The organism is Acetivibrio clariflavus DSM 19732 (assembly GCF_000237085.1).
Taxonomy (GTDB): domain Bacteria; phylum Bacillota; class Clostridia; order Acetivibrionales; family Acetivibrionaceae; genus Acetivibrio; species Acetivibrio clariflavus.
Genome location: NC_016627.1, coordinates 1,225,328 through 1,248,284, shown reverse-complemented (window position 1 = coordinate 1,248,284; position 22,957 = coordinate 1,225,328). Strand labels below are relative to the sequence as shown.

Below are 22,957 nucleotides of genomic sequence, written 5' to 3'. Positions count from 1 at the left end.
ATAAATTAAATATTTTTTATATTTTTGTATTTATAAATCTAAATATTTTTTATGTTTTGGGGAGGAAAAGTATTATATGGTAAGATTTCCTAAGAATAATAAAGGTTTTTCGCTTATTGAATTGCTTATCGTAATCGCAATTTTAGGTGTTATTGCAGTAATTACCATTACTATGTTTACTAATGTAATTAGTAATTCCAGAAAGAAATCTGACGAACAGCAGGCATTATTAATTGAAAAAGCAGTTATCTCTTACATGATGCAAAGTAGTGATTATAAGCTTGAACACTTAAAATATGACGGTGCTGTTCACTCAATGGACGGCAAACCTTCCGAAGAATTGATATATGCCCTGCAGAATACTATAATATGTACTTTAGACGGAAGCGAAAAGGAAATATATCCGATACTGAATCCCAAATCATCTTCCATTCCTTCAACCTCAGATTATACTCCTTTTTGGAACACCTCTAACGGAGGTAAATATATCGGATATAAAATCGAAGTTTATTCGGAAAATTTAAGCTGCAATGTAACACCTGTAACTGCAGACGCAAATATCCATGTATACTAGCTATAAAAAATTTAAAAATCAGCTATATGTAAAAAAAGGGGGGCAAAAAAGCCCCTCTTTTTTTATATGAATTTTATTATTATTCTGCTGGATCTGCATTCATTGATAATGTAATATTCAAATTACCGTTTCGGCATCTCAACTCATCTATAAAATCTTTTTCCTTCATATTCGACTTCATACTAACTATATATACAAGTTCATACAATGTTCCAAGATCTGTCGTTTTAACTCTCTTTAATTCATGTCGATATGTATAAGTTTCGAATATATCATCAAAAGCACCTTGATAATCCAAATCCTCTGGTATAATTATTTTTAGTATTTTATCTGTACTATTCCTTGCACCGAAATTGGTTTTGCATAAAATCACCATAATAACACAAAGGCACACAGTAAAGAACAATGCATATGCGTATACACCTACACCGCAAGCCAAACCTGCTCCCATACAGAATAGCACATAGGAAATATCTTTAGGATCTCCCGGTGCACTTCTGAAACGAATTATTGAAAAAGCTCCCGAAAGACCGAACGCACTTGCAATGTTGGTACCAATCAAAAGAATAATAACAGCCACAACACAAGGCATCATAATCAGAGTCAGTACAAAACTCTGGGAATAATACCCTTTTGAACATGTTTTAATATAAGTAAAACTTATAATCAATCCTAATATGAAAGAAGTTAAAATGGTTAATGTTGCACTGCTCAGCGATAGCTGTAATTCGTTTGCTGCTGAGTTGAATAATAAATCCACTTTCTGTCTCCCCCTCTTTCCAAGTTTTCTCTAATCATCATTTTATACTCTGTTCCGTATTTGGAAAAACTAGTTTTAAATACTTTGAATTCACTTAATAGTCTTGAAAGCCATACAGGAATAGTCTTTTCTGCTTTAACTTCCATAAGCCATAACTCATCGCTAGGCAGCAGCTTTCGACCGTGATCCCCTGCTTCAAGCCTTAAATCCTCTCTCCTGGAACGAATATTGGTATCAAAGGTTACTCTTAAGTCCCTGTTATTTATCCCGAAGAAAGCTTTTCTATCATAAGCCAAATACAACTTAGGTACCGGCTTATATAATTTCAATATGTAATCGATCTCGTTTAAAACTTGGCGATTCATATAGCTTTTGTACTCCGGTTTAACTCTTGTTTCAGCAAACTCATATGCTTCACTTAAAACCAGTTTTGTCCTTCTTTTATTTACAAGTCCATTAACCTTTTTCTTTATTTCCAGGTAAACTTTATCCTCCGGCTTGGGTACACCATATCCTCGCAGTCTTAACTTTTCTTTGTATTTAGGTTTTGATAACGAATGCCGTATGAGATGATTATCTTCCGTGTCATAATATATATTGCATATTGTATAAAACGGATGATTTTTGTTATACTCATCTAGCTCCATGTACTCGATAATCCTTTGCTGAATTTTATAACATGTGTCATAATCCAGCAAATATTTAATCTCATACCTGTTAAAAACCTCTATAGCCACTGGCTAACCCCCTCCCTACAAAATAATTTTATATTGAAAACCTTAAATTAAGCTTAAATTACAATTACTCTGCAGGAAATTTATCAATCATTCCAAGCATCTTTTGTTTCATAAAAGCAAAATCTATTGAATTAACTTCCCCATCTGCATTAACATCACAAGCTTTTACATTTATTCCGTTTTCGTTTATCATTCCCAACAGATACATTTTAACCAAACCAATATCAATTGAGTTAAAGTCACCATCCCAATTGGCATCTCCAATAATCCCTTTACCAGGTAAACCAGTATTAGTCGGTGTTACTACAGGAGTTGGTGTTGCACCGGTATCTTTTCTGAAAACAGCTGTTATATTTATATCTCCTGTGTGAGTAAAGGTTACTGTGTCAGAATATCCTGCAATGCCTTCCCAGTGGTCGAACACATATCCTTCCTGCGGTACTGCAGTTATAGTCACCGGTATGCCGGTAAAGTACAGACCCGTCCATCTACTCGGATCTTTAACCCCCGGAGTTGAAGACTTAATATCAATGGTATTTATTTTGATATATCCCTTTGAAGGATCGGTGTTCAACGTTATATTTGCAGTCCCTGTAACACCATTGCTGCTAAACTTGTTTCTTATAAATTGGATCATATATGATGGACGATTTCTTGCATAATCCTTAAGTACCTGAACATTCTGACTCCACGTTGTCTCTCCACCCCATGTTGGGATTCCTCCTATTGGATTTCCCCATCCTGGGTTTTCTCCTATCGGATTTCCCCATCCTGGGTTTCCTCCCGTTGGATCACCCCATCCTGGATTTCCTCCTATTGGATTTCCCCATCCTGGGTTTCCTCCTCCTGGATTTCCGGGATTCGAAGCAGTCATTTTAATATTAGTCCAACGATTAGCATGTTCTGTCATTTCGGGTGAAAGAATCGACTCAAAATTATTTATAACTTCAATCACACGTTCCGGAACAAAAGTAGTATTTAAATGGTCTGCAAAAGTGTTTATAAACTGATTTCTAAATTCTGTGTTCTGTAGCAAGGTTCTAAATAGGAAAGTAGACCACTCAGGATTACCTGTACCTTCCACTCTATCTCCCGCTGCATAACTTAAAGTGTCATGGTTCACAGGTTTATTGTACAAACCGAAACCAAAATCTACGTCTTTTAACATCCACCTCCATCTGCCGTCCTGACCGTAAGGTGCTTCCGGATGGTACTGCCCGTCATCGGTTTTATATCTCCAGATTGTTACGTTGTTTCCCGGCCAATCTGTATTGCCAAAGAAAATTTCTGCTATATTATAAACAATATAGTTATCAATGTCAATTTTTGTTTTTATGTATTCATAGGTACTAGTCTGAGTAATTGAATTTGACTTGAGATAGTTAATCACTTCGTTAGTATATGCATCAGCATCTTCCTGAGTACCATACTCTACACTAATTGTTTGGGTAGGTTCTAATATTGCAACTTTTTTATCATCCAAATTGTAGTGTTCCTTTAAGTATTCTTTATCATAGCGTTCGCGAACATAATATATGCCCCAATACTCTCCATTAAGGAATAATATTGCAGGTCTTGCAGCCTGGGTATCAAGTGTTTTTATATGAGATAACAGGCTCTGCAGCACTTCGTCCCTCATATATGCAGAAGACCAGTCATTACCTGCTTGTCTCAGTATCAATCTTTCGAAGTTTTTCATTTTTTTATCGTTAACTCGCTTAGTCAGCCCCGGAAAGATTTCGTATTTAAACTCGCCCAAATCCCCATATTTTCCATCAGCATAAATCCTGAAAGATTTCTGTGGAAATTTTCTGGTATATCCGCCATGTATTCTTAATCCGATATTTTGTGAAAAACCAAGTTTTCCTCCCGGTTCAAAAAATTCTATATGTGCTGGCCTTTCCCATTCTTCTCCGCTTTTTTCAGCATTTGAAGCATGGTAAATTCCTATCTGTGGGTCAAATAAATTATTGTAATCGGTAACAACAGAAATTACCGGTAAAGTATATCTTGTTTTAATTCCCGGATCTACAAAATAAGAGTGGGTCACAACCTTACTCCTTGATCCGTCTCTCCTTACTGCCACAGCTTTTAATGTAGTACATTTAAACACCTCACCGTTTGGAGCCCTCCAAGGATTCGCAAAATCGGTAGATACGTCTCTAAACATAGACAGTACATTAGCTTCTCCAGCCCTACTTGCAATTCTGATTTTTCCTGTGTATTGCTTAGTTCCCGAATTGCCCGGTACAGGATCAGAACCATCAGTAGTATAATAGATTTCCACTTCAGAGTCATCGGAAGTTATTTCCAAGTCAAAGGCGTCTGTGTAAAAACCTCCTACTTTTGAAAAGACAGGTTCTTTTACCTGTATTGAACCCATTGCATTACTATATCCGGGAGTAGACTTAGTAAATATAACAAATTGAGAACTCCCATCGGTCTTTCGTCCATATGACTGATCATCGGAAAGGCTTTCAAATTTAACATAATCCACAACATTCCCGTTAGGATCCTTTAATATAACTTCTTCTCCTGAAGCACTCAATTTAAAATTTGTATGTAACTGGCCGTTCTTTGCCACTTTATCTTTGTCAGAAGCCCAAACAATCAAATATCCCCTTGCCTGAATAACACAGTTTGGAAAAGTCCAGGTCGCCTCGGAATCAGACAAGGTATAACCTGTCAGGTTAACAGGCTGGTCACCTGAGTTGTAAATCTCAATCCAGTCGGAATACGCTCCTCCATTGCTGCCTTCTTTCTTATCGTCTATATCTCCGTCCCTGATAGTTTGAGAATTTGAAGCCATCACTTCATTGATGAATAATACTTGGTTTTGCGCAGAAACTATAACAGCCTCAGTTGGTATTATTGCAAGCAGTAGCAAAACAACAACAAAAAAAATCGATATACCTTTGTTCATTTCTTATCCTCCCTTTAAATTTTTCCATTGCATTTTTTATTTTTGTTTTATTGATTGACAATTTGATGCTTAACAAATGTAAGCTTTGATCGTTTAGGCGTATTAACTGCTAAAAGCCATAATCAAAACAATTTAATGTATATTTAGTAAATATAAATGGAAATTATTGAATGCTGCGTATTTATATATTGAAGATTTGCTGTATATTGAAGAGATTTAATAGGTAGCATAAATCTTAATAATATTAAATTATTTTACAAACGCTCAGAAAACCCGATCAATTATAAATTTATTTTAATCAACTTTCGCACGTGAATAATGTGCACTGAACATTGAAAAATCAATAGATTTGGGCAATAAAAAAATACAAGAACCCCCTTCTATGTGATATAATAGAAGTATCCAAACCCTATTAAATCGACAATTTGGAGGTTCTTGAACATGTCTATTGTATCACAGAAGGTTAAGGAAGAAAATAGATTTTCTTTGACAGTTGATAACTTTTTCAAAATGTTTTCTGTAGGCTATCTGTTAAAAAAGTCAAACGCATATAAAGATAAAGGTATTCCTTGTCTTACGGTATTCAAAGTACTGTTTGAACTTGTTTTTACAGGCAAAAATCTGTTTATGAACTATAAAGCAGAAAGCTTTGATATACCATTTGCAAGGGATGTGGTCTACAGATTCTTAAATTCCATACATATCAACTGGCAAAGATTTTTATATTTGCTTTCTGCAAAGGTCATAAATCATCATATCGATAGATTAACGTCAGATGAACGGGTTGATGCCTTTGTAATTGACGATTCCTTCTACAGTAGGACAAGAAGCAAGTCAGTTGAGCTTTTAAGTTGGGTCAAAGATCATGCTGACGGCAATAAGAATAAAAAAGGCTTTCGTATGCTTACACTTGGTTGGACAGACGGTAATTCATTTATTCCTGTGGCCTTCAACCTTTTAAGTTCAACAAATCCAAGGGTTTGCATTAATCCAGCGAAAAATACTATAGATAAAAGAACCGTTGGTTTTAAACGCCGACAGAATGCCTTAGCCACTTCACCGGAATCTGCTCTGTCTATGCTGGAACAAGCAGTTGCTACCGGTATTAAAGCAAAATATGTTTTATTTGTACAGTTGGTTCTCCTTTCCGGCTACTATTATCAAAATTTGTAAGATGAATCTTAATGTGATAGCTATGGTAAAGGATACTCCCAAGATTTACTATAACTTCAATGGTGAAAAAAAATCATTGAGAGAGATATACCGAACTGTCAGGAAACGTAGAGGAAGATCAAAATACCTTGCTTCAGTTATGGTAGAATTACACGATAAAGAAGGAAACCACATTCCAGCAAAAATTGTCTTTGTCCGTGACCGAAGAAACAAGAGTAAATGGCTAGCTCTCATATCTACAGATACTAGTCTTCCCGAAACAGAGATAATCAGGATATACGGAAAACGCTGGGACATAGAGGTATTCTTCAAGATGTGTAAGTCATACCTTAAGCTGGCTAAGGAATTTCAAGGTCGTTCTTATGATATGATGGTTGCCCATACAACTATTGTTTTTTCAAGGTACATTATGTTAGCGGTTGAGAACCGCAATAATACTGATTTACGCACTATTGGTACTTTGTTCTACTATTGCTGCGATGAACTTGAGGACATTAAATTCCATGAGGCACTGCAGCTTATAATAGAGGCTTTAAAAACTACTTTACAGGAAAAACTGCTTTTGACAAAGGAAACAGTCAACGAGTTTCTCAACTACTTTGTCACTTGTTTGCCTGTTCATATCAAGGCAAAGCTATCAGTTGTTTCCTGCGAAAGTTGATTTTATTTTATAATAAAATCCTTAAAACAAACTTAAAAATTCAAATATTGCTGTCAATTAAATTACCTTTTCTACTTTTGTTAGTAAATACTTCTTTATTATAATACTTCTTTTAAATTAATTTCACAAGTTTATATGTGTTATTTTTTGATTTTTTGGTATTTACCGAAGAAAAAAATTTTTAACCTTCGAAATCCTGTAATGTAGGTCAAGATGCTTATGCGATTATACAATTACATTATAGATTCCAGAATTCAATTGGAGGATAAGATTATGCGTATATTAGTAGCAGAGAACGATTTTTACTTATCAAAAGTTTTATATAAAGTTTTAAAGAAAAACGGCCATTCCGTTACATGTGTACAAAATGGTGATGACGGCTTGGAATTTGGACAGACAGGCATATATGATATAATTTTATTGAATGATACTCTCCCAATTATTGACGGTATTTCCGTCCTGAAAAAGCTTAGGAAAATGAGAATTACAACTCCAATTATTCTCTTAAGCATTCGCGGTGATACAGCTTCAAAAGTTACAGGACTTGATAGCGGTGCAGATGATTATATTGTAAAACCTTTTTCCTTTGATGAATTATTGGCACGCATTCGTGCATTAGGCCGTCGTCGGGGAGATTTGGCACCGAATAATATATTAACTTATGGAGATATTGAAATGAATATAGACAGCCTTAAATTATCCACAGAACTTGGAGAAGTTTCTCTGACTTGCCGTGAATGTGAACTTTTAGATTATCTTATACGAAGAAAAGGCATTATATCTCCTAAAGAAAAAATTATAGAAAAACTTTGGGGATATGACTCAAGTGCAGGGTCAAACCATGTGGAAGTATATATATCTTTTTTGAGAAAAAAACTGGAATCCATCGGTTCAAATGTTGTCATCATCACTCATCGGGGTGCCGGTTATGAAATAAGCACTCTAGACAGAAGTTATGCCCCAAAATCGTTACTCAAAAAGTCAATCTAAAAGTTTTTGTCAGAAAGTTGTAAGTTCTTTAATAATAACAATAATAACTATAATTTTTTAACAGCAAATATATCCTATCAATACTTTTATTGAAATTTTTTATAACACAAATACCAGTCCATACATTGCAGACCTGCTGGACATTTTATTCTTTCCATCAATTCATCATATGTTTTTGGAGGTGCCACCACTACCGGTTGGCCAGGAAGCCAATTTGCAGGTGTTGCAACTTTTTCTCTGTCAGTTGTCTGCAATGCATCCACAAGCCTCAAAATTTCAGGAATATTACGGCCGGTTGTAAGCGGATAATAAAGTATTGCCCTAATTATTTGCTTGTCATCAATAACAAAAACAGTTCTTACAGTTTCTGTTTCACTGACTTCTTTTGCTATCATACCGTAAAGTCTGGCAATTGAACCGTCTCTGTCCGCAATAATGGGAAAAGGAATGGTTATACCGGTATTTTTATAGATATTGTATACCCATGCAAGATGAGATGAATTACTGTCTATACTTAAACCCAAAAGTTCTACATTCCTCTGAGCAAAATAGGGTGCCATCTTGGCAAACATAATAAATTCTGTTGTACAAACCGGAGTAAAATCACCGGGATGTGAGAAAAAAACAATCCATTTTCCGGCCAGATCTGAAAGTTTCATATTTCCGAAGGTGGTTTGTGCCGAAAACTCCGGAGCCTTCATGCCTAACTGAAGATTTTGAGTTCTGAATAGTTGATATTGTTCCATAATACATCACCCGCCTACAAAATATTTTTGCACTACAGTATATGAATAGCACTAATAATTTGCGACACATCACACACCAATTGCTCCATCTCTCTAAGTAAGCTTTTGCAGCTTAAAAAGCTTTTAATGTAAACAATATTCTACAAGCATATTTTCTTTTATCAAACATTTCCCGGGAAATTTCTGCAGTTATCGAATTAATTTCCTATTACTCGTAAAATATTCGTTGACATATTCTTATTTATTCGACAAGTAGTTACAAGTTAAAATTTTCATTTGTCTTACAAACACCGTAATGATAACATAATTTATGAAGTCCTAGAAAGTCCGTTGAATCCATTGTAAAGGAGTGTCGTATTGTGAAGTCAGGAAAAAATAGATTTATTTCACTGTTATTTTTAGTTGTCCTTTTTGCATCCATGCTCCCAGTGAATATATATGCCCAATTTGAGTCATCAGCCAGTTCAGCCATATTGGTTGAAGCCTCAACCAGCCAAGTTCTATATGAGAAAAATTCGGATGTACCAATGCCGCCTGCCAGTATAACCAAAATAATGACTCTGCTGTTAGGATTTGAAGCTATTAGCAAAGGCGATGCCAATTGGGACGACCTTGTAAATGTATCGGAAAATGCCTGGAGAATGGAAGGTTCGAAAATGTTCCTTGAACTCGGAAGCAAAGTCCCCTACAGGGAGATTATCAAAGGTATTTCCATAGTTTCTGCCAATGACGGTTGTGTAGCATTAGCAGAGCACCTTTCAGGAAGTGAAAAAGCCTTTGTCGCACTTATGAACCAGCGGGCCAAAGAACTTGGAATGACAAACAGTACGTTTAAAAACTGTACGGGATTGCCTGAAGAAGGCCATGTTCTGTCGGCAAAGGATATAGCAACTTTATCCCTCTATCTTGTACAGAATTATCCGGAAATACTGGAAATCGAGTCTACAAAAGAATTTACATTCAATAATATCCGTCAATTCAACAGAAATCCGCTCCTGGGAGTCTATGAAGGTGCCGACGGACTTAAAACAGGTTGGACTGAAGAAGCAGGATATTGCTTAGTTGCTACAGCAAAGCAAAACGACATCAGGCTGATAGCTGTGATATTAAACACCAAGAGTGAAAACGAAAGAAAAACTGCTGCCCAAGAGATGCTAACCTATGGCTTTAAGAACTTCAAATTACTCGAATACAAAAAAGCTGGAGAAATTGTTGACAGTGTGGAAGTCAATAACGGAAAAAAACCTTCAGTACAACTTAAACTGGATAATGACATTAAAATAATAGTTCCGGTAACCAGAGTGAATGACCTTCAGACAGTTATATCCAAAGACTCTGAATCAATAAAAGCGCCGGTAAGTGCTGATGTTTCGATGGGGAAATTTGAGGTTAAACTTGACGGACAAACACTGGCAAGCAGCAGCATTTCCACAACCGAAAGTATTGATAAAGCAGGCTTCTTTAAACGGTTGCTGAACGGAATACTTAACATATTCAAATCCTTTAAAAAATAATGAGACAAATAAACAGCCGTATGGGACACAATCCATACGGCTGTTAAAATATTTACATCCAGTTGTTTTTACAAAACTTTAAAAATCCTTCCTAATTCCAAGCAATACCTGCTTCATTATTGCATAGTCTATTGAATCGACTTGTCCGTTATTGTCAACATCGGCAGCTAAAAGCTGTGCTTCGTTTAATTTATTCATGCCCAGCAAGTGCATTTTCAAATAGGCATAATCTATGGAATTAAAAGTTTTGTCACCGTTAAGATCACCTTTTACAAAATCCACTGGAGTTGCAGTTGGAGTTTCTTTAGGAGTCGGTGTTGGAGTCACTGTCTTAGTTGGAGTAGCAGCAGGTTCTCCGGGCTCCATACCGTAAATCTTCACGCCATTGTCATAGATAGGAATATATTCTGTTTTTGCACCAGTTTGCGGTGAAGCTTTATCCAAGCCTTTAAATGAGAAGTCGTTTGTGTTGTCCAATCCTGAAAATCCATTAGGCGCATTTATTGAAAAGTAGACATCTCTCTTATATTCATTAATTCCGCCGGGATAAATATAAGTTCCGGTAAAATCAACCTCTACATAATAAATATTCTTTGAAGCATCCCATTCAATAAGTTTTGGCGATACTTTTGCACCATTCGATGCAGACGCCGAAACAGTAATATCACTTGCTTTGTATCCGGCATTTACAACTTCGGATATATCCACAAAATACCTGAAGGACAAAGTATCGCTTCCCCTTGGAGGCCATCCTGTCATATTTGCCAAAGTAACTTTCATATTTGTAAAGGTAGGTCCGGAAGCATTAAGCGCTCCATAAATCACAAATTCTTCTCCAACCGGTTCAATGGCATTGAAATTAGGTATTGGATCTCCACCATATTTATCGTACATTCTCGCAAGTATTCCGACAAATCCTGCATTATAGTCACAGGCAACTTCATTTGACTGATAATCGTTGATTGAATCGGTATAGGCATCATTTGCACCAGGTCCTCCAACCAATGCCCCATAAAGTATATGCCTATGTTCCGAAGGTGTAGTCATCATCGCTTCCCAGCTACCGTGAGCAGCTCTGTGATGCGGATATTTCGGAGGATTAACCCCAAATCCTACCACAAAACTCCTTCCAGTACTTCCCAGAGCATAATCTATCTGATTTTTTGCAAATTCTCTATAAATCTTAGCTTTAGCAGAATCGCATCCCGACCAGTCAGCGTAAACATCTGCCAAAAATGCAGCGGTAGTTGCGTATCTTAAAGAACCCCACATATCAAGTACAGCAAGTCCCTTAGGTGAGTATTGAACACGACCGCCGTTAAATCCGACTGTCCACCAGTCCAAATTATTTTCAATAACTTGTTTATATACTGAATCGCCAGTCTCTCGTGCGAGAAGCAGGCAAGCTCCAAATAACTTATTGTCCCAGCAATGTCCCCATGAATACTTGATTATATTAGTCCCAAGTTCCTTTTCCCAATAGGATTGATAGGAACGGGCCTTGTCAAGGTATGATGAATCCTTAGTTGCCAGATACAGCCAGGCAGAAGCCCAGGTAAGTTCGTCATAGAATCCGCTATGAGAAGTGTAAAAACCATTCGCAGCTTTATACCCTTCATCACTTCTGGTTGTATCCGCAAAAGTGAACAACTCCTGTGCATGTTTAAGACATGTTGCAGAATAGCTTGGGTCTGTTTCTTTAAATATAATCGAGGCTGCTGCCAGTGCTGCTGCTGTTTCTGCAACAACTGTAGAACCGGGACTGTCTGAAGTTACTTTGAAGGAAGGTCTTTGCATCTGCATAACTTCCGGAGGTCCCCACCAGGCATGATCAAGGTGTCCGTCTCCCACCTGGTAATAATATACATTAGGACTGGGATGGCATTTAATAAAGTAATCGGTTGCCCACTTAATGTTTTCAAGTATGTATCCCAGCTGCCCACTTCTCTTATAGGCATCACGGTTTTCATAAACACTCCAGGCAAGCATTGTAGCTGTATACGCCATCGGAAGATTAAATTTTACGTTATCTCCTGCATCATACCAGCCGCCTGTTAAATCCAAGCCGGCATCGGCACCATCATTCAAACCTGAATCTCCGCGCCAGTTAACTCTGTTGTTTTCAGGCAGACGCCCGGATCTTTGCATTTCATAAAAAATTATGGATTTCTGAAGAGCTTCGCCATAATTAAAGGATCCTGCTGCAGTCACTGAATGCGGCACAAGAAGCGTTGACATAAGTGATAACACTGTAATAAATGTTATCAGTTTTTTCATCGGTATACCCCTCCCTTAAAATAATTTATAAAAATCAAAGATAAATTTATCATTATTTTCACTAAAGATTTCATATATATAATAATTCGAGTTTGAACAACTTTTTTAAGTCCCTATAATTGATACAACTTAATGTCTGTTTAGAAATAAAATAAAAAATTTATTCCCATTTTAAGTTATTATTTACTTCCCAGTCTTAAACTCTCTCTATTTAAAAATAGTTAGAAGAAATAACCAGCCATATACGCTACTTATTCCTTCTAACTATTATACCGGAATTCAGAATTATGTTAGCATCATCGTTAAAAAATATATTGTCTGAACATTAAATTGATGTCAAACCTAACAGTTTCATTTTCAGCAATGCATAATCTAAAGAGTTAAAATCTCCATCATCATTCATATCAGCAGCCAAATCACCATATATGTATGGGAAATTGTAGATCAGTCCAAGTATTTTAGATTTCATCAAAGCATAATCTATTGAGTTTACTTCGCCATCTCCATTTACATCCCCTTTAATAACCGTACCTCCATTTGATGGAGTAGGAGTCGGTGTAGGAACAGTAGGAGTAGGTGTCCTTGATATTACTTCTTCATAAAGGTTCGGGAAATTTCCTGTAGTATATAACATGGTAATCAACCTCAAAGTTCCACCATAATAGCAATACTCTGGCGGTTCGGTAACTTTTACATTTTCCTCATGCATCGCTTTTGCAAAATTCAGATCATATCCGGTAAGGGCTGAAGCAGCAATAGGTGCTACAAAGGAACTGTTATGGGCAGAACCTATTTGATTACCTGTTATAGAATATTCTCCCCTGATATTTTCCGGCCCAATCTTTATAAAAAATTTGTTAATAAGGTCACAATTGTTTTTCGCCCTTTGATCACCAAACCACAAATAATCCAATACTGTTCTCCAGGGATATCTTGTGGCATCATAGCTATAATTATATCCCATTCCCGATGCTGGTGCTCCATCACCTTGACACCAGTCAGGTACAAGGCCTGTTCCATTATTCCTTCTATGTACATTATCTATAATTTCATAGCATTTATCTGCCACGCTATACCATTTTGAATTACCTGTAAACTGTGCAAATATCTTATACCATGCCGGTGCAAAATAAGACGGATTTACAGTACTCCAGCCTCCCCATACATCACCGGGTTTGAGTATGTCTCCATCTAAACAATATCTCTCCAAATTGCTTATTAAATTTCTGGCTTCATTGGCATAATTAATGGAACCATTGGATCCCCATTGTTTATGGGCAAAAATTAAAGCTACTGCTATATCTTCGTCAGCGTCGGTAGCACAGTTATACGAGCCTGAATCCGGTAAGCTTCCGTCAGGATTTATATGCCATGACATAAGTCCTCTGGAATTAAAGTGAAGTTTTACGTAACGGTAAAGATCATCAAACAGTGATTGCTCATTGAAGTAAACCGCGAGAAGCATACCATATCCCATACCCTCAGATACGGTATCGAAATTTGTGGAACTGTCCCTTTGAACCCTTTTATATCCACCTGCACCATTAGAAGTAATGTGTCTGCTTTTCCAAGCTTCCCACTCTCTCAGAAGTAAAGCATTTGCTTCATCCTGATTGTCAACTACAGAGCTTAAACCATACTTGTATACTGCATTGTACGGGAACTTTGCTGCCGACACACTGCCAGTATTAATAAATACTGTTGATACCATCAACGAAACTAAAGTTAATAAAATGATGCCCCTCCTCAATAGTTTTATCTTGTACTTTTTCCTCATTATACTTTCCCCTTTCATAAAATAAATATATTTACATTTATTTAAATAAAATACCATGAGCATTATATCTTTAGACTAATTTAGATTAAATAATAACAGTTATATACAATAGCATATCATATGGTAAACAAAATTAACAAGATATGTTTTTACACTTTTGTTTATTGCTTATGTGGAAGGTTTAATTTTATAGATTCTTCGGATTTTACTATAACCCCCTAAAAAATCAACTTACTTACGAATTTCTGTCATGATTGATAGGGAATTTTGCTTATATGAAAATATTGTTTTACGTTATATAAAAATATAAGTTTTTTTGATGAACATAAAAGCGTTGTATAAAAACAAACCGTTTACAAAAAAACTTTAAAATTTTTACAATAAAATATACCAAATAAAACAAAATTACTTATGAACCCTTTTTTAGTGTTGCTTTATATGCTATAATCATCAATGTACACTTCTATTAACAACACGACACTGTTTCTTTGCAACACTTCAAATTTAAGGGGTGAAATTTTTGACAGATATATTTTTCCCAAAGAAGAGAAAAAAAGGTAGTCTTAAGGATGATGATTATACAGACGATGTTGTCCTTACAATTAATAAAATAAAAGCAGGAGATAATTTATTAAGAAACGATTTTATTGAAAAATACAAGCCTTTTATCCTTAAAACTATCTCCAGCGTAACAGGTAATTATATTGACACTGAGAACAGTGATGAGTATAGTATCGGTCTTGCTGCTTTCAATGAGGCTATAGATTGCTTTGATGAAAGTAAAGGAGTTATGTTTTTTAAATTCAGCTCATTGGTAATTAAACGCAGAGTGGCTGATTATATTCGTCACAACAAGAAGCACAATAAAGTTCTCCCCTTTACATATTTTGAAGATGCCAACGACAATAACTTTGAGCAAACTCATTTAAAAGCCTTAAATGATGATTTGACAACTTTTGAATTCAGCGAAGAGGCAAAAAACTTTGAAAAGAAACTTAATGAACTTGGAATTAGACTTGAGGATCTTGTTCGTTCTGCACCTAAGCATAAAGATTCAAAAGCTCTATGCCTTAAAATTGCAAAAGCTATTGCTGACAACAAAGAAAGTTTCAGCAAGCTTGAAAAAACTGGGATAATTCAAAAATCAAAACTGGTCAGAGCGTTGAACATAAATAAAAAAACTATAGAACGAAATCGAATATTTATTATAGCTGCTGCACTCATTATAGGCAATGGTTTTTATCTACTGAGAGATTTCCTGGATATCCCGGAAGTTGGAGGGAAACACATTGAACAAAGTAAAAAATGACGGTTTAGAAAGCTTTGGAGTAATACTAAAAGTGAAAAAAAATAGTGTTATTGTTATGACAGACAAACTTGATTTTGTAGAACTAAATCGCAAGCCTGATATGCTGCGCGGTCAGAAAATATATTTTACCTCATTGGACCTGTGCAACTCCAGTCTGTGGTTATTAAACAGTAAAAAATTCCTGAAATTTGCTTCTGCTGCCGCATCAGTTGCTGCAGTTTTTGCAATATTGTTTTTTGGATTTAGATTTTTATTTTTATCAAACGAGTATGCATATATTGATTTAGACATTAATCCCAGTATAGAAATAACAATAAACAGGAACGAAAATGTTTTAAAAGCGGAAGCTCTAAATAATGACGGACAAATTCTTTTAGATGCTGTAAAAATAAAAAATATGGATTTAAAAGATGCCGTTTCTTTATTGCTGAATAAATCCAGGGAAATCGGTTTTATTGATTCTTTCAATAACAAAGTCATACTCGCTGCTGCTTTAAATTCCAGCAAAGTATCCGAAAGCCAAAACAAAAATATTAACTCTATGATTTCTTCTTTAAAACAAATAGCAGAAAAATCCGGAGTTGAATCTCAAGTTATTCAGTTATCATATAAAGATAGGAAGGAAGCAATGGAAAACGGGCTTTCAATGGGTAAATACTATATATACACTAAAGCTAAAGATGAAGGTATTCAGATTACCGTAGAAGAGGTTAAAAATTCAAATATATCAACCTTACTCAGCAAAATTGACCTCTCAGAAAATACCAATGATCCTCAAAATCCAAGTGCTGATATAGAACCCACTCCAGAACCTATAGTCCAACCTTCATCGTCACAAATGGTTGCAAGTATCCCTTCTGTAGCCGCACCAACTGCTACTGATAAAACTTCTCATACTTTCAAACCCGTTGCTACGCCTGAACCTTCGTTTATATCCGAACACACACCATCACCTGCTGCAACTATGGTAACAGAAGTAGTTGAACCATCTATTACACCTGACAGAGCAATTATTACTCCACATAGAACTTATTACATAACTTCTACACCTAAACCAGTATTCTCAACTACACCAACACCTTCACCCAGACCTACTGTCAATGTTACAGTTACATATAGGCCTTCCCCTGTAGTTACGCCTACTAAAACTCCGACACCACGGGTTATAATTACCAATTCACCTACATTCAAGCCAATATCTACCAAATTTTCTACTCCTACAACCAAAAAAACACCAACACCTTCTGTGTACACGGCTACACCTAAAATAACCGTTATTCCGTCTTCAAAGCCTTCTACGCCAACAAGCAATCCAACACCTATTATTTCAAGTAAACCTACACCGATATCTACACTGACTTTCACTCCCACACCGAAAATTACATCAACACCAATTATTACTACTGCGCCAACACCGATAATTACTCCTTCACCTACACCAAAACCAACAACTGCACCAACATCTACTCCAATTGAACAAACATCTGTTAAGCTCGGTATGTACAATGAAGTCAGAACAGACAAAGCAAAAGAGATCCACCCCAGATTTAAGCTTATAAATACCGGTAATACCCCGATTAAGCTATCTACTGTTAAGATAAGGTATTACTATACTATAGATATTGAGGACAAGCAGCAAGTATTTTATTGCGACTGGTCGAATATAGGTAGAAATTCCATAACCGGAAAACTGGTTAAAATGAATACAGGACGAAATGATGCAGACCATTATCTTGAAATCGGTTTTGATACTGATGAATCTCTTGAACCGGGAAGCAATATTGAAATTATATGCAGAATAGGTCCGGACAACACTATTGGAGACGGAAACATATTTTACAATCAATTGAATGATTACTCATTTAACAATAGTGCCGGAAACTTTGTAAACTGGGATAAAGTTACAGTTTATATATCAGGTAATTTGGTATGGGGTACTGAACCCTAATACTTATAATTACAACTTGCAACTTTTATTATAATATAATGCCCTTTAAGAAGTTGAACTTCCCCTTTAAAGGGCATTCTAAAGAGCATTTTTACAACATATTATCATTTATTTCTTACTAATGCTCTTATCAATAAATGTTTTTTACAATAACACAACAATTAAAAAACTGCACAGCTAAATATAATTTAAAACTTAAATAATTTTTGTTTTAAAGCTTTTGATATTCATTCCCCTTAACTTCCTTAAATCCAAATTTATCTTAAAAAACAAAGCAAAAACTGCTCCAATTAATATCGGAGCAGTTTTTGCGTATCTATACATAATACTTTCAGTTACTTTTGGCGTGCAATTCAAAATCTTACCATCCCCAACCTGGGAAGCCACCGCCTCCACCTGGGAATCCACCACCCGGGAAGCCGCCTCCTGGGAAGCCACCACCTGGGAAGAAGCCGCTATTCCAGTTAACTGCGGTTGTCGGTGAATTTGTTACAGTAATTGTTGCCAGTTCTGTTCCACCGTTGTAAGTACCTCCTACTATCAGTCCGTTTTGTTCAGTACCGCCCGATACATTACCTCCCGAATAAATTGTATATGTAGAACCTTGTCTCAATTCCGGTGAAGAGAATACAACATATATGTAATTACGTTTCGGTCTTGTTATAGCAAGTACCTTTCCGGTTGAATCCTTTATACAAAGAGCTGAATTTGCAGGTTGCGTGGAATTAAACATTGCAGCTATTGAATATTGTGAAGACGCTCCGGTCGGATACTGAGCCATCAACGGACTAGGTCCTACAGCTATTAGTGTTCCGCCTTTTACTGTAAAATTACCGTTAACATCAATGGCCACCTCAGGCTGTGATTGAGGCCCATGCACAACAAGGGTACCGCCGTTCATCGTAAAATCGCCATTGCTGTCAACAGCATCTCCGATTGTTGCACTTGCATATATTGTTCCTCCGTTAATTATTAACTGACTTCCATCACTGTTAAACATTGCATCTACGCTCATAGATGCATTTATACAGTCATCTTCGGATTCAATGTTTATGGTTCCTCCATTTATTGTAATATTAGGAGCCTCTATACCTTCTTTAGCTTTTACAACATTAACTGTGCCACCGCTGATTACTACTCCAATATCCGATTTTAGAGCCTGGCTTCCGGCAGAAAGAGTCAATTTTCCGTCTTCAATTCTAAGTTCCTCTTCTTCAGTTTGGAGGCAATCACCTGTTGCAGTAATGTTCAAAGTTCCACCGGTAATATCAATTGAACCATTTGCATGAATTCCATCGTTTGCTGCAGATATGATATTGATTGTACCGTTCTCTATATTGATGTCGTCATCACTGGCAATTGCGTGATTGTAGTTGGCAGTTATATTAAGAGTTCCTTTTCCTTTTATCTCCAGGTCATCATTACTGAATAATGTTGCCTTGGCATCTACATTATAATTTCTTCCATCAGTTAAATAATTTACCGTACCTTCAACTATAGTAATAAATCCTTTGTCAACATCTTCAAAGAAGATGGCTGGTCCCGAAGAATTGGTTATATTGACACCGCTAAGACGAAGTTTGACTCTCTCCTTAGTGTTAATATATATCATACCGTTTGTTAATGTTCCGGTAACCGTATGGTCGCCACCGGAAGTAATCATTACTGTAGAACCGTTTACCGAAATTCCTTCACCGGTATAAGTAATTGTGCTTCCAAGGTTAATAGTACCTTTATTGTTCTCCCAATCCTTTTTAGGATCTGAACTCGGTGTAGGTGTTGGATTTGCATCAGCCGGGAATTCTTTTATCATACCCAGCAGGTACTGCTTTAAGATAGCATAGTCGATTGAGTTGGTATCACCATCACCGTTTAAGTCAGCAACTGAAATGTCACTGAGATGATAACTTCCTAGCAGGTACATTTTGTAAAATGCATAATCCAATGAGTCTACTCTGTTATCGTTGTTTAAATCACCGCGTACAGCTGCATAGGAAGTGATAAAACTGTTTGCTACAAAAGTTAGCAGAACTGCCATGCTCAAAAACCATTTTTTTACCATACTTATCCCCCCAATTGTATAAAATTTATATTTATATTGCATAAAATTATGCAAATATACAGTTTATATAATCTCTATAAGGGAAAATTTAGTATACCACTTCCATTATATAATAAATATCTTAAATAAATCTTAAATTTTTGACCGAAAAATAAAAAAGTATAAATTTATTATCATTTAACCCCAATTTTCATCATTTCAAATCATATATTGAGTAAAATATACATTATTGTCCTTCAAAAAGCATTTTACTTTCAATTCTTCTTCAATTAGAATAATAATGTTGCGTTTATCAACAAAGTGCAGCATACATGAAGTAAATATCTGACAAAATATTAAAATACAATAAAAGGTGCCATTTATCCTTTGAACAAAAAATAAAATCCAAAAGATTCAATTATAATGCAAATTAATATTTAATGGAGGATTTTATGGGAAAAGAAGTAGAAAGAAAATTTCTTGTAAAAGACAGTTCATATAAAAATCTATGCAGCGGTAAATTATTCAAACAGGGCTATCTTTTAAGTAATCTCGATAAAACTGTCAGAGTTCGATTAATAGATAACAAAGGTTTTATTACAATAAAAAGCAAAATCAGCGACCTTGCACGGGATGAGTTTGAATATGAAATTCCTTTCACAGATGCTGAAGAAATACTCCAAAAAATATGTGAAAAGCCGATTATCGAAAAAACCAGATACACATACAATTATAAAGGACACACCTGGGAAATTGATGAATTTCATGGTGAAAACGAAGGGCTGATTGTAGCAGAAATTGAACTGGAAGATGAAAATGAAAGCTTTGAAATGCCGGAATGGATTGGTGAAGAAGTTACATTCGACAGTAGGTACATCAATTCCTACTTAGTGAAAAATCCATATAAAAACTGGAATAAATAAAGGTATATTTAAAAGAAGCTGCTATAGGTGCAGCTTCTTCCTATAATTTGTTCACGATTAATAAATTATTCTTCACGAGCGTAACCATTATTCCAGAAAAGTAACAAGAACAGAATTATAAACCATAACAATGTGTCATTATCAAAGAAACCGCCAAAAAACTTTTCTCCCACAAAGAACACATCCTTTCAATTTATTATGATTACGCTTCATACTATGCATAAAACTGTTTTAGTGTTACTTCTCCGGAATTCTATCTATAAACAAAAGGACGTACATCTTTCAATGATGTACATCCGTCTTAATTGCTTAATACTGTCACAATATATAAAAACCAACTTTCTTCTGTTCATTCTAAATCTTGAAAAATATAATAGAAGGTGTTCTTAATTTTATTTCTTAATATGCCTTAGCCCAATAAACCATATGCTTAGCTTCTTTTCCACAGCATACGCACTTATCGGATATTTTTTCCTGTTCAAAGGGTATACAGCGGGCAGTAGCTGCTGTCTTCTCCTTTATAAGGTCTTCACATCCCCGTTCTCCACACCACATGGCTTTGATAAACCCTGGTGTTTCTTTAATTATTTTTTCAAACTCTTCTAAATTTACAGCAGTATAAGTCTTTTTATTTCTCATCTCAAGTGCTTTATTATAGAGGTCCTTCTGCACCTTGTCCAAAGTTTCGGAAACCTTTGCTTCCAATTCATCTAATGATATAAACAGCTTTTCTCTTGACACTCTGGTTACAAGCACGGCCTGGTTCTTTTCGATATCTTTAGGGCCTATTTCAAGTCTTACAGGCACACCTTTCATTTCATATTCACTATACTTCCAGCCCGGCATCTTATCTGAATCATCAATTTTTACCCTTATACCGGATGCTGCCAGCCTATCCCTTATAGCATAGGCTTTTTCCAACACTCCTTCCTTGTGCTGGGAAACAGGTATTACAATTACCTGAATAGGAGCCACTTTCGGCGGAAGTACCAATCCATTGTCATCTCCGTGTACCATTATAATTCCACCGATAAGCCTTGTAGACACTCCCCAGGAAGTCTGATGGACATATTGCAGTTGGTTGTTCTTGTCGGTATACTGTATGCCGAAAGCTCTGGCAAAACCGTCTCCAAAGTTGTGGGAAGTTCCCGATTGAAGTGCCTTTCCGTCATGCATCAAGCTTTCGATAGTGTATGTTGCCTTTGCACCTGCAAACTTCTCTTTTTCAGTCTTTTGTCCTTTTATAACCGGAATAGCAAGCACGTTTTCGCAAAAATCAGCATATACATTCAACATTCGTATGGTTTCTTCCTGTGCTTCCTCTGCAGTAGCATGAGCTGTATGACCTTCCTGCCATAAAAATTCAACCGTTCTTAAAAACGGACGAGTTGTCTTTTCCCATCTGACAACAGAACACCATTGGTTATAAAGTTTCGGCAAGTCTCTGTATGATTGTACTATATTTGCGTAGTGGTCGCAAAAAAGTGTTTCGGATGTAGGTCTGACACATAACCTTTCGGTTAATTCTTCCTGTCCCCCATGGGTGACCCATGCCACTTCGGGCGCAAACCCTTCTACATGATCCTTTTCTTTTTGCAGCAAACTTTCCGGAATAAACATAGGCATATATACATTTTCATGCCCTGTTTCTTTAAACTTTTCATCCAATGTCTTCTGTATGTTTTCCCATATAGCATATCCGTACGGTCTTATTATCATGCAGCCTCTTACGCTTGAATAGTCAACCAAGTCCGCTTTTTTTACAATGTCCGTATACCATTGAGCGAAGTCAACATCCATTGAGGTTATAGCCTCAACCATCTTCTTATCCTTATTGTTTGACATATCTTCAACTCCTTACAATTTTTAACTCAATATAAAATAAAATTTTGTCATAAATAACTTCTTGGCATCTGCAGCATAAATATGATTAAATAATTTCAATTGTCTCACAAAGTAACAATTGATTATACCAATAAATTCGAGTTCAATTATTTATTCTTACTTCTTTATATCAAATATCTTGTCAATTAAATGCAATCTAACATTATTATCTTAAAAAATAAATTCTTCTATTAAATGTTAATATAATAAAGTATACTATGTCAATGAAGAACTTCTCGGGTTTACAAGTTTTTAATTAAAATGCAGTGTATTCCTCAGTTTTTCCTTCATTCTGCCATAATAATTTTAAACGCATAAAATTGAGCAACGGTTCATTGACCGTTGCTCAAAATTCTACAATGCTAAACTATAAATTGCAAACTGTATAAAAGATTATGAGGGTGTAATGATAAATCTAAAAATCGTTCATTGACTTATACATATAATCTGTAACGTACTATATTTCAAAATTATTGCAATAAAAACACGAAGCTTTCCAAAAATAGTCTATGTTGTTTAAAAGTACTAGCAAGATGCATTTCTGGTATTTACACATGGCCTGCAAGATTTTATCCCATGATACAATTAAAAATATTATTAAGCGTTTACATATATCAGGTTCATAAACTGCAAACAATATATTAAAAGTGCTGCCGGAAACCATTATAAAAAGATTACGTCATAACAAAATCATCTATACTATATTTAAAACTAACTGTA

The 22,957-nt window shown here is 35.7% G+C and carries 14 protein-coding genes and 1 pseudogene; 7 read left to right on the top strand and 8 right to left on the bottom strand.

Annotated elements, in window-relative coordinates; translation table 11 throughout:
- Nucleotides 1-76 precede the first annotated feature (76 nt).
- Nucleotides 77-574, top strand: coding sequence for a prepilin-type N-terminal cleavage/methylation domain-containing protein (locus CLOCL_RS05180; RefSeq protein WP_014254358.1), 498 nt, complete (start codon nucleotides 77-79; stop codon nucleotides 572-574).
- Between the two features lie 79 nt (nucleotides 575-653).
- Here the strand turns inward: CLOCL_RS05180 and CLOCL_RS05175 are convergent, their stop codons facing one another.
- From CLOCL_RS05175 to CLOCL_RS05165, 3 genes are all read right to left on the bottom strand, one after another.
- Nucleotides 654-1,334 carry a DUF4956 domain-containing protein gene (locus tag CLOCL_RS05175; RefSeq protein WP_014254357.1) on the bottom strand — a complete coding sequence of 227 codons (681 nt, stop codon included), beginning with the start codon at nucleotides 1,332-1,334 and terminating at the stop codon, nucleotides 654-656.
- Nucleotides 1,286-2,071 carry a polyphosphate polymerase domain-containing protein gene (locus tag CLOCL_RS05170; RefSeq protein ID WP_014254356.1) on the bottom strand — a complete coding sequence of 262 codons (786 nt, stop codon included), beginning with the start codon at nucleotides 2,069-2,071 and terminating at the stop codon, nucleotides 1,286-1,288. The genes CLOCL_RS05175 and CLOCL_RS05170 overlap by 49 nt, the downstream gene beginning before the upstream one ends.
- A gap of 64 nt (nucleotides 2,072-2,135) precedes the next feature.
- Nucleotides 2,136-4,994, bottom strand: coding sequence for a CotH kinase family protein (locus CLOCL_RS05165; RefSeq protein ID WP_014254355.1), 2,859 nt, complete (start codon nucleotides 4,992-4,994; stop codon nucleotides 2,136-2,138).
- A 441-nt stretch (nucleotides 4,995-5,435) separates the two neighbouring features.
- On the opposite strand from CLOCL_RS05165, the pseudogene CLOCL_RS23780 reads away from it, so the two are divergent.
- Together CLOCL_RS23780 and CLOCL_RS05155 are read left to right on the top strand one after the other, a co-directional pair.
- Nucleotides 5,436-6,828: pseudogene (locus CLOCL_RS23780) on the top strand (IS4 family transposase).
- A 273-nt stretch (nucleotides 6,829-7,101) separates the two neighbouring features.
- The gene (locus tag CLOCL_RS05155) at nucleotides 7,102-7,818 is read left to right on the top strand and encodes a response regulator transcription factor (protein ID WP_014254354.1); all 717 of its coding nucleotides are present in this window, start codon (nucleotides 7,102-7,104) and stop codon (nucleotides 7,816-7,818) included.
- Nucleotides 7,819-7,904: 86 nt separating this feature from the next.
- Here CLOCL_RS05155 and CLOCL_RS05150 read toward each other — a convergent pair whose 3' ends face one another.
- Entirely contained in the window at nucleotides 7,905-8,564 is a 660-nt protein-coding gene (locus CLOCL_RS05150; RefSeq protein WP_014254353.1) for a peroxiredoxin, read from the bottom strand.
- 359 nt (nucleotides 8,565-8,923) lie between these two features.
- Here CLOCL_RS05150 and CLOCL_RS05145 point away from each other — a divergent pair, with 359 nt between their 5' ends.
- Nucleotides 8,924-10,078 (top strand): D-alanyl-D-alanine carboxypeptidase family protein, encoded by a 1,155-nt coding sequence (locus CLOCL_RS05145; RefSeq protein ID WP_014254352.1) that lies wholly within the window; start codon nucleotides 8,924-8,926, stop codon nucleotides 10,076-10,078.
- Nucleotides 10,079-10,156: 78 nt separating this feature from the next.
- Here CLOCL_RS05145 and CLOCL_RS05140 read toward each other — a convergent pair whose 3' ends face one another.
- Both CLOCL_RS05140 and CLOCL_RS05135 read right to left on the bottom strand, forming a co-directional pair.
- Entirely contained in the window at nucleotides 10,157-12,355 is a 2,199-nt protein-coding gene (locus CLOCL_RS05140; RefSeq protein ID WP_014254351.1) for a glycoside hydrolase family 9 protein, read from the bottom strand.
- A gap of 325 nt (nucleotides 12,356-12,680) precedes the next feature.
- A complete protein-coding gene (locus CLOCL_RS05135; protein WP_014254350.1) occupies nucleotides 12,681-14,132 on the bottom strand; it encodes a glycosyl hydrolase family 8 in 1,452 nt (483 codons plus the stop codon).
- A gap of 520 nt (nucleotides 14,133-14,652) precedes the next feature.
- On the opposite strand from CLOCL_RS05135, the gene sigI reads away from it, so the two are divergent.
- A complete protein-coding gene (gene sigI / locus CLOCL_RS05130) occupies nucleotides 14,653-15,441 on the top strand; it encodes an RNA polymerase sigma-I factor (RefSeq protein WP_014254349.1) in 789 nt (262 codons plus the stop codon).
- On the top strand, nucleotides 15,422-17,389 hold the full coding sequence (locus CLOCL_RS05125; protein ID WP_014254348.1) for an anti-sigma-I factor RsgI family protein: 1,968 nt from the start codon (nucleotides 15,422-15,424) through the stop codon (nucleotides 17,387-17,389). The genes sigI and CLOCL_RS05125 overlap by 20 nt, the downstream gene beginning before the upstream one ends.
- A gap of 361 nt (nucleotides 17,390-17,750) precedes the next feature.
- On the opposite strand, the gene CLOCL_RS05115 is transcribed toward CLOCL_RS05125, so the two are convergent.
- Nucleotides 17,751-19,451: a carbohydrate-binding domain-containing protein gene (locus CLOCL_RS05115; protein WP_014254346.1), complete on the bottom strand. Its 1,701-nt coding sequence runs from the start codon at nucleotides 19,449-19,451 to the stop codon at nucleotides 17,751-17,753.
- Nucleotides 19,452-19,882: 431 nt separating this feature from the next.
- On the opposite strand from CLOCL_RS05115, the gene CLOCL_RS05110 reads away from it, so the two are divergent.
- A complete protein-coding gene (locus CLOCL_RS05110; RefSeq protein WP_014254345.1) occupies nucleotides 19,883-20,353 on the top strand; it encodes a CYTH domain-containing protein in 471 nt (156 codons plus the stop codon).
- A gap of 399 nt (nucleotides 20,354-20,752) precedes the next feature.
- Here CLOCL_RS05110 and proS read toward each other — a convergent pair whose 3' ends face one another.
- Nucleotides 20,753-22,198, bottom strand: coding sequence for a proline--tRNA ligase (gene proS, locus CLOCL_RS05105; protein WP_014254344.1), 1,446 nt, complete (start codon nucleotides 22,196-22,198; stop codon nucleotides 20,753-20,755).
- Nucleotides 22,199-22,957 lie beyond the last annotated feature (759 nt).

Excerpts from the sequence above, each read along its gene's own strand:
- CLOCL_RS05180 (WP_014254358.1), top strand. The coding sequence starts at position 77 with ATGGTAAGATTTCCTAAGAATAATAAAGGTTTTTCGCTTATTGAATTG.
- CLOCL_RS05165 (WP_014254355.1), bottom strand. The coding sequence starts at position 4,994 with ATGAACAAAGGTATATCGATTTTTTTTGTTGTTGTTTTGCTACTGCTT.
- CLOCL_RS05155 (WP_014254354.1), top strand. The coding sequence starts at position 7,102 with ATGCGTATATTAGTAGCAGAGAACGATTTTTACTTATCAAAAGTTTTA.
- CLOCL_RS05150 (WP_014254353.1), bottom strand. The coding sequence starts at position 8,564 with ATGGAACAATATCAACTATTCAGAACTCAAAATCTTCAGTTAGGCATG.
- CLOCL_RS05140 (WP_014254351.1), bottom strand. The coding sequence starts at position 12,355 with ATGAAAAAACTGATAACATTTATTACAGTGTTATCACTTATGTCAACG.
- CLOCL_RS05135 (WP_014254350.1), bottom strand. The coding sequence starts at position 14,132 with ATGAGGAAAAAGTACAAGATAAAACTATTGAGGAGGGGCATCATTTTA.
- CLOCL_RS05115 (WP_014254346.1), bottom strand. The coding sequence starts at position 19,451 with ATGGTAAAAAAATGGTTTTTGAGCATGGCAGTTCTGCTAACTTTTGTA.
- CLOCL_RS05110 (WP_014254345.1), top strand. The coding sequence starts at position 19,883 with ATGGGAAAAGAAGTAGAAAGAAAATTTCTTGTAAAAGACAGTTCATAT.
- proS (WP_014254344.1), bottom strand. The coding sequence starts at position 22,198 with ATGTCAAACAATAAGGATAAGAAGATGGTTGAGGCTATAACCTCAATG.